Source organism: Methylobacterium guangdongense, assembly GCF_038442355.1.
Classification (GTDB): domain Bacteria; phylum Pseudomonadota; class Alphaproteobacteria; order Rhizobiales; family Beijerinckiaceae; genus Methylobacterium; species Methylobacterium guangdongense.
The window spans coordinates 144,336-160,874 of record NZ_JBBXMX010000004.1 but is presented as its reverse complement, the minus strand read 5'-3'; the positions used below and the strand labels follow the sequence as shown (position 1 = coordinate 160,874).

Here is a 16,539-nt window from a genome sequence, read left to right as displayed (position 1 = left end):
GCCCGCGCGGGTGTAGCTCAATGGTAGAGCAGCAGCCTTCCAAGCTGAATACCCGGGTTCGATTCCCGGTACCCGCTCCAGCCCTTCCTGTTGCGGTCCTGCGCCTGACGCGGCCATCGTCTGACGATGCAGCCGTCGACGCGCCTGAGGCCGACGCGGCGACCGCTCGCCCGTCGCCCGCGCGCAGTCAGGCGGTGCACGATCCTCCGCCGAACCAGCGCGTCAGACCTTCGCCGACGATCGCTGCGTCGGGGGGCGTATCGCTGGCCCAGGCGACGATCCCGTCGGGGCGTACGAGCACGGCGTGCAGGCCCAGCGGGTCGTACGCGCGGCCCGCGCCGTAGCCGATCCGAGCCGACCATCGATCCGCGAGCGCCCGAAGCGGCGCGCCGGCATCGAAGTCCAGGAGCAAGCCCCTGCCGTCGCGCAGGAGGTCTCCGACCCGCCTGCCGTCGCCCAAGGTGACATCGGGAACGCTGCGTCCGACCAGCGGATGATCGCCACCGAGATCGTGGGCGAGCGTGACGCCCCACACGCGCTCGGCGAAATAGGTCGCGCCGTCCGGCGTCTCGATCAGGTCCCGCACGATGGCTTCGAGGGCGCGCGAACTCGGGCTCGGCCGCATCAGCGCGACCTGGGCCCGGGACCAGTCGAGCACGCGCGCGCCGACCGGATGCCGCTCGCGCGCGTAGCTGTCGAGCAGGTCCGCCGGCGCGTCCCCCCGGATCGTGGCGGCGAGCTTCCAGCCGAGGTTCATCGCGTCGCCGAGCCCGAGATTGAGGCCCTGTCCGCCCAGCGGCGCATGGATATGCGCCGCATCGCCGGCCAGCAGGACGCGCCCGTCGCGATACGCGCGCGCTTGGTAGGCACGGTCGGTCCAGGTGGTGGCGAGGTCGAGGCGGGTCACCGTGACCGCGACGCCCGAGACCCGGCGCAGGACGGCCTCGACATGCGCGCGCGTGATCGGTGCGGATCGGTGGAAGGCGCCCTTGTCGAAATCCGCCATCGCGATCGTGCCGGGCGGCGCGAACTGGACCATGCCCTGCGCGGTGTATTGCCGTCCGGGCTTGAGCGCGTCCGCGCCGGACAGTTCGGCCTGGACGGAGTAGCCGGTGAATTTCGGCTCGGTACCGGCGAAGCCGATACCGGCCGCCTTGCGCACCACGCTGCGGGCGCCGTCGCAGCCGACGAGCCAGCGGCCCCGGAACGCACGACCGCCCGCCTCGACGGCGACGGACTGGCGTGTCTGCGTGAGTCCCTCGACACCGGCGCCCCGCAGGATCGTGACGCCCGACGCCTCCGCGCGCGCGGCCAGGACAGCTTCGATATGCGCCATCTCGACGGCGACCATGCCGACCGGCCCGGGCAGGCGGTACGGCCAGCGCGCGGTGTCGATCCGGTCGTGGAAGAACTGGATGCCGGCGAAGTGGCCGCCCGGACGACGGGTCTGCTGCAGCACATGCGCCATGCCCGGCGTGGCGCGGTCGGCCGCGTGCGCCGTGATCGTCTCCAGCAGGTTGCGGCGGTCGAGGCTCTCCATCGTCGGGACAGACAGGCCGCGCAGCCCGAACGGCGCGCGCTTCAACGGCGAGGACGGTTCGCCCGCCTGTTCGAGGACCAGCACGGAGCAGCCGGCGAGCGACAGCTCGCAGGCGAGGAACAGGCCGACGGGACCTGCGCCGGCAATGATCGTGTCGTAGAGCGGGGTGGATGCGGACATGGTCGGGCTCCTGGGTCGCTATTCGACCGGAGCGTTTCCCGAACCCGAGACCCCTGCGGACGAACGGCCGGACGCGCGAAGGCGTCCTTGAGTTCGTCGCGGGGATCTCCGGCACAGGGCCAAAGACCAGAGCTCTCGTTACCGAAAGGACTTGGGCTCACCAGACCAAGTCTGCCTTTTCCGACACGATCAGACTAATGCAACGGCTGAAGACCGGCAATAGCCAAGCTGCGGCGATGCGCGGCATCCCGGCTCGGTGCCGCGCGCGATCGAGATTTCAGTAGCGACCGTAGCCGCCGTAACCGCCGTAACGACGTCCCTCGTTGAAGCGCGCGTCCCGTCGCCCATACCCGCCGAATTCGCGATGACGGCGATATCCATGGGCAGGGGCCCAGGGCGGAGGGCCGCCGTGACGGAAGCCGCGCTCGCCACGCGCCCAGGGCGGATCGGCCAGGGCGGCCGACGAGGTTCCAAGAATGCCCCCGGCCAAAGTCAGGGCGCCAAGCAGCAGCAGGGTCGGACGGCGGTTCATCAGTTTGCCCTCGAAGCGGCATCGACGTGATGCACGCCAGATACGGCGCGGAGCATGAATCCGTTCCGAGATGAACGAAGCCAAATCCATTCCGATGGTCATCCGACGAGCGAAGCCTGATTGAGTAGTTGCCGAATCGTCGAGCCCGAGCGAAAATTAAATCATATTTTAGTATTTGATCGCTCGATCACTCTCTTCCACGCGCAGAGTGCGTCAAGTCCAGTGTCTCTTGCGTGTTTGAAGCGCCCCGTAAGCGCCCGCAAGCCCGAGGGCGCAGGACTTCTTCCGGAACGGTCTTCCCGGGCCTGCCGTTGAAGGGCTCCACAACTGGAGACGCACGATGCGAAGCTTGCCGATCATCGTTCTCGCCACCCTGGCTTTTGGAGGGAGTGCGCTTGCCGCCGAGCAGGGCGCCTCATCCAAAACGCCAGGCCACGAGATGCAGGAGCGCGGAAGCCGGGCGGGCAGCCCCGGCGCGTCCGGCTATGCCCCAGGCCACGAGATGAAGTCGGGCGGGATGGAGTCGACCGGTTCGACCACCCGCACCGGTGGCACCGGGACCGGTTCCTCCGGCAGCGGTTCGACCGGAACCCACCGCTAACGCAGACTCTGCGCCCTGCCCACAGGACAGGGCGCGGCACCGCGGAGCGAATCCTCTCCCACGAAGACCCGACGCGCGTACCCCGCATGCGTCGCCCATCGTGGACCGCCGCATGCAACGGTTTCCCGTATCTCGGGCTTAATGACCGTTCTCACGAATGAGGGAGTGGTATCGCCATGCGGATCTATCGGATCGCGACAGCCTTGCTCCTGGCCGCGGCAGCCACGCCCAGCCTCGCGGCGCCGATGTCGGCCGACGACAAGGCCGTGCTCCAGCAGCAATGCATGGGCGACTTCACGACCTACTGCGGAGACATGCCGCCCGAGGACGGGCCCGCGACGCAGGCGTGCTTCGAGAAGAACATGTCGAAGCTCTCGCCCGGCTGCCAGAACGCGATCCAGACCTACAAGGCCGGCAAGAAGGGCTGACCGGCGACCGACGAGCCGCCCCGGGCGTTGGCTGCCGATCTGCCCGGGATGGCCGTTGCCGAGCCGACCCACCACCTCCACTCCGACATGCCGGGGAGCTGGAACCGATGATCCGCAGCATGCTCGCCGCGCTGGCCTTTGGGCCGGCCGTATCGGTCGCATGCGCGCAGGTGCCTGCACGCTCGCCCGATGCGGCTGCGACCTTCATCGAGCCGACCGATGCCGAACACCGGCACTGCTCGGGCTCGTGCCAAAAGACCGGCGCCCTCCAGTGGTTCTGCCGGCCCGACCAAGCCTGCTCGCTCGATTGCGCGACAGCCCCGCCGAAGATTCACTGCCACAATCCGGGGCCGTGATCAGACCGCCTTGCCGACGATGCTCCCGATACCGGCGGTGACCGCCATGGCCAGGGCGCCCCAGAAGGTCACGCGCGCCGTGGCCCGGGCGATGGGCGCACCGCCGGCCTTCGCGCCGAGCGCGCCGAGCACCGCCAGGAACACCAGCGAAGCCGCCGAAACCGTATAGACCGCAAGGTTGCCCGGCGAGAGCGCCGCGGCCGCGAGCGGCAGGGCCGCCCCGGCGGAGAACGTCGCCGCCGAGGTCAGGGCCGCCTGAACCGGGCGCGCCGTCGTGACCTCCGAGATGCCCAGCTCGTCCCGGGCGTGCGCGCCGAGCGCATCCTTGGCCATGAGCTGCGCGGCGACCTGAAGCGCCAGCGCGTGGTCGAGGCCCCGGTCGACGTAGATCCGCGCCAGCTCCTCTCGCTCCGCGGCGGGGTCGTCGGCCAGCTCGCGGCGCTCGCGGGTGAGGTCGGCCTGCTCGGTATCGGCCTGGGAGCTGACCGAGACGTATTCGCCCGCCGCCATCGACATCGCGCCGGCCACGAGGCCGGCGCTGCCGGCGACCAGGATCTCGCCCGTGTTGGCGGCCGAGGCCGCCACGCCCACGATCAGGCTCGCCGTCGAGACCAGCCCGTCATTGGCGCCGAGCACGGCGGCACGCAGCCAGCCGATGCGATCGATCAGGTGTCGTTCGGTGTGGACGGGGCGCATGGTCGTAGGATCCTCCGGGGCAGCGTTGCGTCACGCGGCGTTTCGCGGGTCTCGGTGAGCGCGCAATGCCATAGGGTCCAGAGCCCGCAGCACAGCGCTGCGACGGCAATTCACAACCGCGTGGGAACCAAGCGACCAGCCGGTTCTTGAGGGGCAGCCCCCAGGCTTCGCGCCGCAACGTAGGCGCGACCGACGTCCGTATGAGCAGACTCACCGCCCTCGATGTCATCGATCGACTGCCTGCCCGGAGCCGGACGGTCGATCGCATGGTCATGGGCTGCGCCGTCATCCTGGCGATGCTCGGCATCGCGGTGGGCGCCTTCACCTATCAGCAACGCGGCAGCGAGGCGGTGCGCCATGCCATGGTGGTGGACGGCCTCCTCGGCCGCGTGCTCTCGGCGATCCAGGACGCGGAGACCGGGCAGCGCGGCTACCTCCTGACGGAGGACGAGACGTTCCTCCGCCCGTTCCGCGACGGACGCGCGAAGGTCAATCGCGAGATCGCCCAGCTCAATGAGCGCATACACGGGGACGACAGCCAGCGCGCCGAACTCAACACCCTCATCCTGCTGATCCGCGACAAGCTCAGCGAGCTCGGCACCAGCGTCGAATTGCGGCGCACCGGAGACCTCGCGGCCAGCCAGGACCTCGTGCGGCAGGGGCACGGACGCGACGTGATGGACGAGATCCGGTCGATCATCGGCCGGATGGAGGAGCACGAAGCCGCGCTCATGGACCGGCGGCAGGCCGAGAACTCCCGCATCGCCCTCCTGATCTGGGGTCTGTTCGCCGCCGTCGTGATCGCGCTGGTTCTGTTCGCCATGTCGGCGACGCGCGAGGCCGCGCGCCGCCGGAGCCTGGCGCGCTTCCTGCCGCAGGAGCTTGCCTCGCGGATCGCCGACGACGACGGCAGCCTGAAGGCCGGCCGGCGGCAGCAGGCGGTCATCGCCTTCATCGACATGCGCGGCTCCACCACCATCGCCGAACGCCTCGATCCGCACGAACTCTCGGCCTTCCTGTCGGCGTTCCGGCGGCGGGTCATGGCGATCTCCCGCCTGTACGGGGGCGTGGTCGACAAGTTTATCGGCGACGGCGCGCTCGTGGTGTTCGGCCTCCCCGAGCCCACGGCCGACGACGCGGCGCGCGCCGTGGCCTTCGCCCGCGATCTGGTCGAGGCCATCGCCCGCTGGAACGAGAAGGGTGACCACGACGCGACCGTGCGTATCGGCATCGGCCTGCATTGCGGCGAGGTGTTCAGCGGGATCATCGGCGAGGATGCCCGCTACGAGTTCACGGTGCTGGGCGACACGGTCAACGTGGCCGCCCGCCTGGAGCAGGCGACCAAGAGCCACGGGGTGTCGGTTCTGGCCTCGGAGGCCGTCCGACGCGCGGCCGGCACGACCACGGCGCCGTGGCGGGAGATCAGCCGGGAACCGCTCCGTGGCCGGCGGGAGCCGATGGCCTACTATACCATCGAAGCCCTCCCGCCCCCCGACGAGGCGGATCTGGGTCGCCAGCGAATGGCCCGGCCGGCCTAGGCAAACCGGTCGCCGTCCTGGGGTGCCATACCCCGTGCGAGCCGACCCATGATGCTGCGCCGCGCGTCGCCGGCGGCGCCCCTCCGGTCTGCAAGGGCGGTTACGAACCGTTTCCGCGTCGGCGGCGGGCCGGCAGGACTTGCGGAACGACCGGTCGACCACCGGGTTCAGGACGACAGCATCGGAGGACGTCATGGTCGACACGAACAGGATCACGGGTGCCGCACGGGAACTCGGCGGCAAGGTGCAGGGCGCGGTCGGTGACCTCACGGGCTCGCACGGCGATTCGCTCGAGGGCCGGCTGCACGAGGCGCAGGGCGCGGCCGAGAACCTCTACGGCCAGGCCAAGGATGCCGTCCGTCACGCGGCCGACACGGTCTCCCACCAGGCCGAGGAGGCCTACGATCAGGGCCGTCAATACGCCTGGGAAGGCCACCAGAAGTCGGTCGAGTGGCCCCATGCCTCGCTCGTCGTGGCCGGGCTCGTCGGCCTGGGCCTCGGGCTCCTGATCAGCAAGCTCTGATCCACGCGTGCCGGGGCTGTCATCGCCGGCCCCTATGAAGGGCCGGCAAGGGGCCGCCCCGACCGCGTAGGCGTCGGCACTCCGCTTGACGCTTCGCGCATTCCAGTGCGGGTGACACGGTCCAGCGCGCCCACCACTCTCCGGGGAAGCAACGCCATGAAAGTCTCCGCCGACCTGTGCATCGTGCCGATGGGCGTCGGCCCCTCCGTGTCGCCCTACGTCCGCGCGGTGAAGGCGATCATCGAGGCGAGCGGGCTGACCGCCACGATGCATCCCAACGGCACCAACATCGACGGCGAGCTGTCGGAGATCTGCGCGTTGGCGGAGCGCTGCGAGGCGAAGCTCGCCGAGATGGGCGTGCAGCGGACCTTCTTCACGCTGATCTTCTCGACGCGCCGGGACAAGGACCAGTCCATGGCCGACAAGCTCGCCGCCGTCTCCTGACCGATGCCGCGCGGACTTGCGGACCGCGCGGACGGGGGTCGTCAGCCGTGGCAGGTGCAGCCGGCGTGGTCGCACCCGTCATGGTCGGCGTGACCCTCGGCGCAGGAATCGCAGCAATAGGCCTTGCCGTCCTTGGACACGGCCTTGGCCACCGGGATCACGCACACGCAATCCTGGCAGGCGCACTTCACCATCTCGACGTCGACGCTGGCCATCAATCTCTCCCCTGAAAACGGTTCGCCGGGAGGATAAGTCTCCTGCGCTCCGAACGGAAGCGCGGGGGAGTTGCAGTGACGCGCCTGTGATCCGACCCGGCTCTCGCGCGTTCCCCTGGTCCGGTCGCTGGCGTACCGGTCTGGAGGACAGCATGGCCGAGCAGGAAACCGGTGAGGTTCGGATCGAGCCCTATGACGGCCCGGCGGGCGGCTGGGGTTCGGCCAAATCGCTGGTCGAGATCCTGACCCGGGAGGGCGTGCCGATCACCGGTTCGGCTATGCTGCTGAAGCAGAACAAGCCGGACGGCTTCATGTGCGTATCCTGCGCCTGGGCGAAGCCCGCCAAGCCCCTGGCCTTCGAGTATTGCGAGAACGGCGCCAAGGCGACCGCGTGGGAACAGACCCGCCGGCGCGCCGCGCCGGATTTCTTCGCGGAGCATACCGTCACGGAGCTGCTCGGCTGGAGCGACTACGCCCTGGAGGAGCAGGGCCGCCTCACCCATCCGATGCGCTACGACCCCGAGACCGACCGCTACCGGCCTGTCCCCTGGGGCGACGCCTTGGCGGAGATCGGCCGGGAGCTGAAGGCCCTGCGCCAGGAGGATCCCCGATCGGTGGTGTTCTACACCTCCGGCCGGGCCTCGCTGGAGACCAGCTACATGTACGCGCTGCTGGCGCGGCTCTACGGCAACAACAACCTGCCGGACTCCTCCAACATGTGCCACGAGCCGACCTCGGTGGCGCTGCCGCAATCGATCGGCGCCCCGGTGGGCACGGTCCTGCTGGAGGATTTCGAGACCACCGACCTGATCTTCTTCTTCGGCCAGAACGTCGGCTCGAATGCGCCCCGGATGCTGCATCCGCTCCAGGAGGCGCGGCGCCGGGGGGCGCAGATCATCACCTTCAACCCGCTGCGCGAGCGCGGCCTGGAGCGCTTCACCGATCCGCAATCGCCGGTCGAGATGCTGACGCGTTCCTCCACCCGGATCTCGACCCAGTACCACCAAGTGAAGGCCGGCGGCGACCTCGCGGCGCTCACCGGCCTGTGCAAGGCACTGCTGGCGATGGACCGCGGGGCCGAGGCCGCGGGCAAGCCCCGGGTGCTCGACCACGCCTTTATCGCCGAGCACACCCACGGCTTCGACGACTTCGTGCGTTTCTGCGAAGGTCAGGACTGGGCCGCCCTGGAGCGGCGCTCCGGGTTGACGCGGCAGGGGCTCGAGGCCGCGGCTTCGGTCTACGCGCGTTCCAAGGCGGTGATCGGCATCTACGGGATGGGCCTGACCCAGCACCGCAAGGGCACCGAGACCGTGCGGATGCTGGTCAACCTGCTGCTCCTGCGCGGTAATATCGGCAAGCCCGGCGCCGGGATCTGCCCGGTGCGCGGCCACTCGAACGTGCAGGGCCAGCGCACGGTCGGCATCACCGAGAAGCCGGAACTGGCGCCCCTCGACAAGCTCAAGGAGCTCTACGATTTCGAGCCGCCGCGCGAGAAGGGGCTCAACACCGTCGAGGCCTGCGAGGGCATCCTCGACGGCAGCGTGAAAGCCTTCATCGGCCTCGGCGGCAACTTCATCCGGGCGATCCCCGATACCGGCCGGATGGAGCCGGCCTGGCGCAGGCAACGCCTGACCGTGCAGATCTCGACGAAGCTCAACCGCTCGCACCTCGTCACCGGGGCGGTGGCCTACATCCTGCCCTGCCTCGGGCGGATCGAGATCGACCAGCAGGCGAGCGGCCCGCAGGCCGTCTCGATGGAAAGCTCCACCGCGCAGTTCCACGGCTCCCGGGGGACATCCGATCCGGTCGGCCCGCACCTGCGGTCCGAGCCGTGGATCGTGGCCGAGATCGCCAAGGCGACCCTGCCGGCGAACCCCCGCGTCACCTGGGATTCCTGGGTTGCCGACTATAGCCGCGTCCGCGAGGCCATCGAGGCGACCTACCCGAAGGTGTTCCACGACCTCAACGGGCGCATGTTCCAGCCCGGCGGCCTGATCAAGCCCCTCGGGGCCCGCGACCGGAAGTGGGAGACCGAGACCGGCCGGGCGAACTTCGCGGTGCCGGCGGGCCTCGAGGCGGACCCGGACCTGCCGGCCCGCGGGCACGACATCCTCGACCTCATCACGCTGCGGTCGAACGACCAGTTCAACACCACGGTCTACGGCTACGACGACCGCTTCCGCGGCGTGAAGGGCACCCGTGCCGTGCTGTTCATGAACCGGCAGGACATCGCCCGACTCGGGCTGCAGGATGGCGGCGGCGTCGACGTCGCGACCGAGGCGGGCGATCAGGTGGACCGACGGGTGACCGGCCTCCGGGTCGTCGCCTACGACATTCCCGAGGGGAATTGCGGCGGCTACTATCCGGAACTGAACGTCCTGCTGCCGCTCTGGCACCACGACGAGCAGGCCAAGACGCCGGCCGCCAAGGCGATCACGGTGCGGGTGACCGCGGCGACACGCCCGGCCTGAACCTGCCGGGGCGTCTGGCGCACGGTCGCGCTCTCCGGCAAGGAACGGCCATGGACCAGGCGACACCACCGGACGCGCGGCCGGACACTCAAGGGGACGCGCGGCTGCGCGCGCTCCTCGCCCGGATCGCCGCGGAGGTGCCGGTGCGGGACGCCGGGTGCGACATCTCGCGGCTGAGCGCATCCCGGGACGCCCTCGTGGCCGCCGGGTTCGGCGCGGGCCAGGGTGCGGATCCCGAAACCGGCGGCCTGGCTCTCGCGGGGGCCGACCTGTCCCGGGCCCGCATGGAGGAGGCCGACCTCTCGGGGGCGAACCTGCGCCGGGCCAATCTCGTGGGTGCGGTCGGACGGTCCACCCGCTTCACCGGCGCGATCCTGGAAGAGGCCGACCTCTCCGATGCCGACCTGTCGGGGGCGGACTTTTCCGGCATCATGGCGGGTCAGGTGCGGTTCGCCGGCGCCATGCTGGAGGATGCGCGCTTCGGGCAGGCCGCGATGCGCTTCGCCGACCTGTCCGGCGCGCTGCTCGACGGCACGGACTTCGCCGCGGCGGATCTCTGGGGCGCGAACTTCACCGGGGCGGACGCGGACGACACCGTGTTCCGCGGCGCACGGCTCGATGAGGCCAAGCTCGCCGACGCCAACCTCACCCACGCGGATTTCGCCGATGCGAGCCTCGCCAAGGCGACGCTGGCGGGTTCGCGCCTGCGGGGGGCGAACTTTTCGGGGGCGAAGCTCGATGGGGCGGACCTCTCCGGCGCCGACCTCTCGGACACTGACCTCGTGCGGCTGAACCTCGCCACCTGCCGGCTGCACCATGCCCGCTTTTCCGGCGCATGGCTCAACGGGACACGGATGAGCGTCGAGCAGCTCGGCGGGGCGGTCGGCGAGGAGGTGGCGGGGGCCTTCGAGGCCGCACAGGCGAGCTACCTCGCCCTGGAGCAGAACTGGAAGAGCATCGGCAGCCACGACGCGGCGAGCTGGGCCTACAAGCGCGGCCGCCGGATGGGCCGCTTTCACGCCGGCCAACAGGCCCGCGCGGCATGGCGCGCGCGCGACGGGGCCGGGGCGCTGCGGCACGGCTACCGCTGGAGTGCCGACCGGTTCGTCGAGTGGCTGTGCGATTACGGCGAGAGCCTGTCGCGCATCGCCCGGGCCTTCGCGCTGCTGATCGTGGTGTTCGGCGGCCTCTATGGCCTGACCGGCGGCCTGATCATCCTGGAGGGGCCCGAGGCGGGGCCGACCTACAACCCCCTCGATCTCCTGAGCTACAGCGCCCTCAACATGATGACCGCGAATCCGCCGGAGATCGGCCTCAAGCCCACCGGCCGCGTCACCAACCTGCTGGTCGGCATCGAGGGGGCGGTCGGCATCATCCTGATGGGGCTCTACGGCTTCGTTCTGGGCAACCGCCTGCGGCGGTAGAGAACGAAGCGCGACGTCCTTTTACGGGCGCATGCCGCGTCAGCGGAATGCGCCCGGGATCCGGCACGAGAACAAGCCGCGCAGCGGCTCAATCAAGACCGAGCCCTCACTCCCCCACGCTCAGCCGTTCGATCACCAGGCTCAGATCCTTGCGCAGGGCCCGGATCTCCGGCTCGCTCAGTTCGAGCTGGCACATGACGGCCTCGCGGACCGACACGGCGTCGGCGCGCAATGCGGCGCCCTCCGGCGTCAGGGCGATCTCGACCTCGCGCTCGTCCGACTGGCGGCGGGTGCGCAACAGGAAGCCCGCGCTCTCCAGGCGCTTCAGCACCGGCGTGAGCGTGCCGGAATCAAGCCGCAGCCTCCGGCCGATCTCCGAGACCGTAACGCCGTCCTGCTCCCACAGCACCAGCAGCACGAGATACTGTGGATAGGTCAGCCCGAGCCGCTCCAGCAGCGGCCGGTAGGACTTCGTCATCCGGTGCGCGGCTGCATAGAGGGCGTAACAAAGCTGATTGTCGAGGAGAAGCGGATCAAACTCGCGCTCGTCCTCCACCGTGTCGGCACTCTGCACCATATCGTTCGCCTATCGCGGTCCAGCTACCGCACCTCTCGACCGCGACCGCGGGCTTGTCATTATACCACAATACAGGAAGCCGGCACACGAGCTTCAGCGCGGGCTATCTGTCTCCCGACCTTCGCGCTCGGCGCCGAGCCCAGGCCGCGTGACGGCGTCCAGGCTTCCGAGGAATCCCGCTTCGTCTTCGAGCGTGCGCACATCTAGGAGGATGACGTCGCCGCTGATCCGGCCGATCACCGGCACCGGCAATCCGCGCAGGCGCTCGGCGAGGCGCTTGCATCGCCCCCCCGCGCCGCGCCGGGTCGCTCCGCCTTCCGCGTCCGGGGTCAGCACCAGGGCGGCGCTGGGCAGGGTCTCCACCGGCAGGGCACCGGATCCGATCTGGCTGATGCAATCCGTGACTGAGACCTGGGCCCAGCCGGCGAGGCGCTGCGCCACCGCGGGGGCGAGGCGTTCCGCCTGGGCGGCGATCGCGGCCCGATCCCGCGTCAGCAGCCGCAGGGTCGGCAGCTCCTCGGCCAGCCGCTCGGGGTGCAGGTAGAGCCGCAGCACCGCTTCAAGGGCCGCGTAGGTCATCTTATCGACCCGCAGCGCGCGCTTCAGCGGATTCTTGCGTACGCGGGCGATCAGATCCTTGCGGCCCGCCACGATACCGCACTGGACCGCGCCGAGCAGCTTGTCGCCGCTGAAGGTGACGATATCGGCCCGCTCCAGGGCCGCCCGGACGGTGGGCTCGGGGGGCAGGCCGTAGGCGGCGAGATCGACGAGGTTGCCGCTGCCGAGATCGTCCGCCAGGGGCACGCCGCGCTCCCGGCAAAGGGCGTGCAGGGCGTCTGGGTCGGCTGCGGCCGTGAAGCCCGCGATGGCGTAGTTGCTCGGATGGACCTTCATGACGAGGCCGGTGCGCGGGCCGATCGCCTCCGCGTAGTCGCGCAGGTGGGTGCGGTTAGTGGTACCGACCTCCCGCAGCCGGCAGCCGGCCCGCACCATCACGTCCGGCACCCGGAACGAGCCGCCGATCTCCACGAGTTCGCCGCGGGAGACCACGACCTCCTTGCGCATGGCAAGCGCGTTCAGAACCAGCAGGACGGCGGCCGCATTGTTGTTGACCACCACGGCGGCCTCGGCGCCGGTCAGGCGGCAGATCAGGGCCTCGATATGGTCGTCCCGCTCGCCGCGGGCACCGGTCTCGAGATCGAATTCGAGGTTGCTCGCCTGCACCATGACGGCCGCCACGGCCTCGGCGGCCGAGCGGGGCAACAGGGCGCGCCCGAGATTGGTGTGCAGCACCGTGCCGGTCAGGTTGAACACCGGCCGCAGGGAGGGGCGTCGCTCGGCGGCGAGCCTTCGCGTGGCCTCCGCCCGGATCGCCGCCTCGTCGGGCACGGGTCCGCCCGCGGCCCGGATACCGGAGAGGATGGCCCGAACGGTTCCGGTGAAGGCCGTGCGCCCGAAGGCGGCGAGATCCTCCGGCGACGCGCCGCCGACCAGCCGCTCGACCGACGGGATCCGCCGCGGATCCGGCGCGGCGCGATCGGGTGTCGGATGAGTCTTGGCGGGTGAAGTCATGGCAGGACCAGAGATAACGATCGGATTGTGCTGGGCCAGTCCAGACCAGCGCGGATAATCCGCGCAGGTTGTTCCATCCTCGCCGCGCCGTTAAGGGCAAGTCCTGAAAACCGTGGGCGCCGGCATTCCGCATCCTTGCGGCCCAGCCCATACCGCGCGATCACGCCACGACCGCAACCCGCCGCGGGAGACGCCGCATGTCCCGATCTGCTGCCCCGATCCATCCGATGATCCTCTGCGGGGGGACGGGGACGCGCCTGTGGCCGGCCTCGCGCGAGAGCATGCCCAAGCAGTTCGCCAAGCTGGTGGACGCGAAGGCCTCGACCTTCCAGGCCAGCCTGGAACGGGTCGCCGACAAGGCCGTGTTCGCCAAGCCCACCGTCATCGCCTCGGCCGAAGCCCGCTTCATCGTCGCCGAGCAGCGCGACCAGCTGGGTCTCACCGCCGACATCCTGCTCGAGCCGCAGGGCCGCGACTCCGCCGCCGCCGTGGCGGTCGCCGCGCTGCACGCCGCCGCGACCGATCCGGAGGCCGTGGTGCTGATCATGGCCGCCGACCACGTCGTGCCCGACGTCGCCGCCTTCGTGGACGCCGTGGAGCGCGCCGCCGCAGGGGCGCGGGCCGGCTACACCATGACGCTCGGGATCGAGCCGGACCGCCCGGCCACCGATTACGGCTATATCCGCCGCGGCGAGCCGATCCACGAGGCGCCGGGCGCCGCCCGGGTCGCCCGCTTCGTCGAGAAGCCCGACCGGGCCGGCGCCGAGGCGCTGATCGCGGAGGGCGCCCTGTGGAACTCCGGCTACTTCCTGTTCCGCGCCGACCTGATGCTGGCCGAGCTCGAAGCCTTCGTGCCCGAGGTGCTGGCGGCCGCCCGCGCGGCCTACGCGGCGGCGGTGACCGACCTCGACTTCGTGCGCCTCGATGCCGAGGCGTTCGCCAAGGCGCCCAAGATCTCGATCGACTACGCGGTGATGGAGCGGACCGCCCAGGCCGGCGTGCTGCCGGTGTCGTTCGCGTGGTCGGATGTCGGCACCTGGGACGCGGTCTGGCAGGTTCTGGATCATGACGCGGCCGGCAACGCGGTGCGGGGCCGGGTCTCGCTGATCGGGACGCGGAACAGCCTCGTGCACAGCCAGGGCGGGGGCCTGACCGCGGTGGTGGGGCTGGAGGACGTCGTGGTGGTCTCGACCCCCGACGCGGTGCTGGTGGCCTCGAAGGCGCATTCCGGCCAGGTGAAGGACCTCGTCAACGCCCTGCGGGCCTCGGGCGAGCCGGAGGCGGACGCGCATCTGCGGATGTACCGGCCCTGGGGCTGGTACCAGCGGATCGACATCGGCGAGCGGTTCCAGGTGAAGCGGATCCAGGTGGTGCCGGGCGGGCGGCTGTCGCTGCAGAAGCACTACCACCGGGCCGAGCACTGGGTGGTGGTGCGCGGCACCGCCGAGGTGACGGTGGATGAGCGGGTGACGCTGGTCCACGAGAACGAGGCGATCTACCTGCCGATCGGCTCGATGCACCGCCTGTCCAACCCCGGCAAGATCCCGCTGGAGCTGATCGAGGTGCAGGTCGGCTCGTATACCGGCGAGGACGACATCATCCGCGTCGAGGATATCTACGGGCGGTGAGCGCGGGCTGACGGGGCTGACCGGTATCGGTCCCGGTCGATCGCACGCAACGATCCGCATGCGACGCGAGAGCGACCGAGCGTCGCGGTTGCCATCATAGGTTGGTATCCGTACCGTCAAGGTCATCCTGAGTGAGGGCCAACGCGGTGCCGACCCAAGCCGAAAGGGATCGGCTGGCTTTTGAGATCGTGCGGAAGGTGAGCGGCGGCGACCCGTTCGCTGCGGCCGTCCGCGCGACACGCATGCCGATGCTCATCACCGATCCGCATCAGCCCGATAACCCCATCATCTTCGTCAACGACGCGTTCAGCAGGCTGACGGGCTATGCGCGCGAGGAAATCATAGGCCGCAACTGTCGATTTCTACAGGGCCCCGATACGAATCGCGACGATATCGGTCGTATCCGAGACGCCATCCATCGCCGCCGGCAGATCGAAGTCGATCTCCTGAACTACAAGAAGAACGGCGACACGTTCTGGAACCGCCTCCTCATCGCCCCCGTCTTCGATGACGATGACGGCGCGTTGAACTTCTTCTTCGCCTCCCAGTTCGACGTGACCCTCGAGCGCGAACGCTTGATGCGCCTGCAGCAGGACCGCGACGCGCTGGAAGCCGCCTTCGAGCGCCGTACCGCTGCACTGAGCCACAGCGAGCAACGCCTCAGATTCGTCCTCAAGGCCGGGCGTATGGGGACCTGCACCGTCGACCTGCAGAGTGGCTACACCGTCGCCTCGGAGGGCTGCAAGGCGATCTTCGGGCGACGGGCCGACGAGCCGTTCTCGTACGCCGACCTGCTCGCGATGATCCACCCGGACGACCTCGAGCGCATGCAGGCGACCCTGGCCGCGTCCGTGGCGGACAGGGCGGACTACGAGATCGAGTACCGGGTGACCATGCCGTCCGGCGAGGTGCGCTGGGTCGAAGTGCGTGGCCAGCCCTTTTACGCGCTGGACGGCACCCCGCTCAGCATGGTGTGCGTCTCCCTCGACATCACCGATCGCAAGCGCCTGGAGGAGCATCGGGCCTTCCTCGCGCGCGAACTCGACCATCGGGTCAAGAACACGCTCGCCACCATCCAGTCGATCATCAACCAGACGATGCGCACGGCCCCGTCGATGGATGAGGCGCAGGCCCGGATCGGTGCTCGGATCGGATCACTGGCGGCGGCCCACGACGTGCTGACGCGCGAGCGTTGGGACGGCGCGACGGTCGCCGAGGTCGTGACCTCCGCGCTGGCCCCCTTCATTCAATCCGGCACGCGCCGCATCCGCTCGGGTGGACCGGATGCCCGGCTACCGTCTCGGTCTGCCCTCGCCCTGTCGATGGCGCTGCATGAACTGGCGACCAACGCGGTGAAGTACGGCGCGCTTTCCAACGAGGCAGGGCATATCCGCTTCGATTGGGACGTCATCGATGGTGTGAAGCCCGATCGGCTTCGGCTCCGATGGGAGGAGTTCGACGGGCCACCGGTCGCGTCCCCTGAACGCCAGGGCTTCGGGAGCCGCCTGATCGAGCGCACGCTCGCCACGGAGCTCGGCGGCACGGCCGAGATGGATTACCGGTCGACGGGGCTCGTCTTCACGGCCGAAGCTCCGTTACCCGACCCGCTGGCGTCGAGCGACGAGCCTGTTCAGACGGATTAGCGGGACGACAGGCACGAAGGCCGTCTCCGCCATGTGGCCGATGCGCCGTTTCGACCCTGCAGACGGCCCCACGGGGCGGCCCCTTGAAGCGCTCCCTCCTGCGACGCAGAGACCGCCGTTCGTCCGAGGAACAAACCACGCCACCCGGTGGATAGCCCGACATGCGACAGC

General features: G+C 69.8%; 16 protein-coding genes and 1 tRNA gene. 11 read left to right on the top strand and 6 right to left on the bottom strand.

What is annotated here, in order from left to right; genetic code table 11:
• Window positions 1-6 precede the first annotated feature (6 nt).
• Window positions 7-80 (top strand) — tRNA-Gly (locus AAHG09_RS10525).
• A gap of 107 nt (window positions 81-187) precedes the next feature.
• Here the strand turns inward: AAHG09_RS10525 and AAHG09_RS10520 are convergent.
• Both AAHG09_RS10520 and AAHG09_RS10515 read right to left on the bottom strand, forming a co-directional pair.
• A complete protein-coding gene (locus tag AAHG09_RS10520; RefSeq protein ID WP_342107021.1) occupies window positions 188-1,720 on the bottom strand; it encodes an FAD-dependent monooxygenase in 1,533 nt (510 codons plus the stop codon).
• A 277-nt stretch (window positions 1,721-1,997) separates the two neighbouring features.
• Window positions 1,998-2,342, bottom strand: coding sequence for a hypothetical protein (locus AAHG09_RS10515; RefSeq protein WP_342107019.1), 345 nt, complete (start codon window positions 2,340-2,342; stop codon window positions 1,998-2,000).
• A 250-nt stretch (window positions 2,343-2,592) separates the two neighbouring features.
• On the opposite strand from AAHG09_RS10515, the gene AAHG09_RS10510 reads away from it, so the two are divergent.
• The 3 genes from AAHG09_RS10510 (at window position 2,593) to AAHG09_RS10500 (ending at window position 3,637) form a co-directional block, all read left to right on the top strand.
• Complete coding sequence (locus AAHG09_RS10510) at window positions 2,593-2,853, top strand: hypothetical protein (RefSeq protein WP_342107017.1); 261 nt, start codon at window positions 2,593-2,595, stop codon at window positions 2,851-2,853.
• Window positions 2,854-3,029: 176 nt separating this feature from the next.
• Window positions 3,030-3,281: a hypothetical protein gene (locus AAHG09_RS10505; protein ID WP_342107016.1), complete on the top strand. Its 252-nt coding sequence runs from the start codon at window positions 3,030-3,032 to the stop codon at window positions 3,279-3,281.
• Between the two features lie 107 nt (window positions 3,282-3,388).
• Window positions 3,389-3,637 carry a hypothetical protein gene (locus AAHG09_RS10500; RefSeq protein WP_342107014.1) on the top strand — a complete coding sequence of 83 codons (249 nt, stop codon included), beginning with the start codon at window positions 3,389-3,391 and terminating at the stop codon, window positions 3,635-3,637.
• Here the strand turns inward: AAHG09_RS10500 and AAHG09_RS10495 are convergent, their stop codons facing one another.
• A complete protein-coding gene (locus tag AAHG09_RS10495) occupies window positions 3,638-4,333 on the bottom strand; it encodes a VIT1/CCC1 transporter family protein (protein ID WP_342107013.1) in 696 nt (231 codons plus the stop codon).
• A 200-nt stretch (window positions 4,334-4,533) separates the two neighbouring features.
• Here AAHG09_RS10495 and AAHG09_RS10490 point away from each other — a divergent pair, with 200 nt between their 5' ends.
• The 3 genes from AAHG09_RS10490 to AAHG09_RS10480 all read left to right on the top strand — a co-directional run bounded on the left by AAHG09_RS10490 (window position 4,534) and on the right by AAHG09_RS10480 (window position 6,838).
• Window positions 4,534-5,871 carry an adenylate/guanylate cyclase domain-containing protein gene (locus AAHG09_RS10490; RefSeq protein WP_342107010.1) on the top strand — a complete coding sequence of 446 codons (1,338 nt, stop codon included), beginning with the start codon at window positions 4,534-4,536 and terminating at the stop codon, window positions 5,869-5,871.
• A gap of 193 nt (window positions 5,872-6,064) precedes the next feature.
• Complete coding sequence (locus AAHG09_RS10485; RefSeq protein ID WP_342107009.1) at window positions 6,065-6,394, top strand: CsbD family protein; 330 nt, start codon at window positions 6,065-6,067, stop codon at window positions 6,392-6,394.
• A 156-nt stretch (window positions 6,395-6,550) separates the two neighbouring features.
• Window positions 6,551-6,838, top strand: coding sequence for an MTH1187 family thiamine-binding protein (locus tag AAHG09_RS10480; RefSeq protein ID WP_342107008.1), 288 nt, complete (start codon window positions 6,551-6,553; stop codon window positions 6,836-6,838).
• A 41-nt stretch (window positions 6,839-6,879) separates the two neighbouring features.
• Here the strand turns inward: AAHG09_RS10480 and AAHG09_RS10475 are convergent, their stop codons facing one another.
• Entirely contained in the window at window positions 6,880-7,053 is a 174-nt protein-coding gene (locus tag AAHG09_RS10475; RefSeq protein WP_342107007.1) for a metallothionein, read from the bottom strand.
• A 152-nt stretch (window positions 7,054-7,205) separates the two neighbouring features.
• On the opposite strand from AAHG09_RS10475, the gene AAHG09_RS10470 reads away from it, so the two are divergent.
• The gene (locus AAHG09_RS10470; protein ID WP_342107005.1) at window positions 7,206-9,524 is read left to right on the top strand and encodes an FdhF/YdeP family oxidoreductase; all 2,319 of its coding nucleotides are present in this window, start codon (window positions 7,206-7,208) and stop codon (window positions 9,522-9,524) included.
• Between the two features lie 50 nt (window positions 9,525-9,574).
• Complete coding sequence (locus AAHG09_RS10465) at window positions 9,575-10,948, top strand: pentapeptide repeat-containing protein (protein WP_342107003.1); 1,374 nt, start codon at window positions 9,575-9,577, stop codon at window positions 10,946-10,948.
• Between the two features lie 106 nt (window positions 10,949-11,054).
• On the opposite strand, the gene AAHG09_RS10460 is transcribed toward AAHG09_RS10465, so the two are convergent.
• Window positions 11,055-11,525: a MarR family winged helix-turn-helix transcriptional regulator gene (locus AAHG09_RS10460; RefSeq protein ID WP_342107001.1), complete on the bottom strand. Its 471-nt coding sequence runs from the start codon at window positions 11,523-11,525 to the stop codon at window positions 11,055-11,057.
• 93 nt (window positions 11,526-11,618) lie between these two features.
• Window positions 11,619-13,097, bottom strand: a complete 1,479-nt coding sequence (selA, locus tag AAHG09_RS10455) for an L-seryl-tRNA(Sec) selenium transferase (RefSeq protein ID WP_342107000.1) — start codon at window positions 13,095-13,097, stop codon at window positions 11,619-11,621.
• Window positions 13,098-13,294: 197 nt separating this feature from the next.
• Here selA and AAHG09_RS10450 point away from each other — a divergent pair, with 197 nt between their 5' ends.
• Both AAHG09_RS10450 and AAHG09_RS10445 read left to right on the top strand, forming a co-directional pair.
• Window positions 13,295-14,725 carry a mannose-1-phosphate guanylyltransferase/mannose-6-phosphate isomerase gene (locus AAHG09_RS10450; RefSeq protein ID WP_342106998.1) on the top strand — a complete coding sequence of 477 codons (1,431 nt, stop codon included), beginning with the start codon at window positions 13,295-13,297 and terminating at the stop codon, window positions 14,723-14,725.
• Between the two features lie 146 nt (window positions 14,726-14,871).
• Window positions 14,872-16,368 (top strand): PAS domain-containing protein, encoded by a 1,497-nt coding sequence (locus AAHG09_RS10445; RefSeq protein WP_342106996.1) that lies wholly within the window; start codon window positions 14,872-14,874, stop codon window positions 16,366-16,368.
• Window positions 16,369-16,539 lie beyond the last annotated feature (171 nt).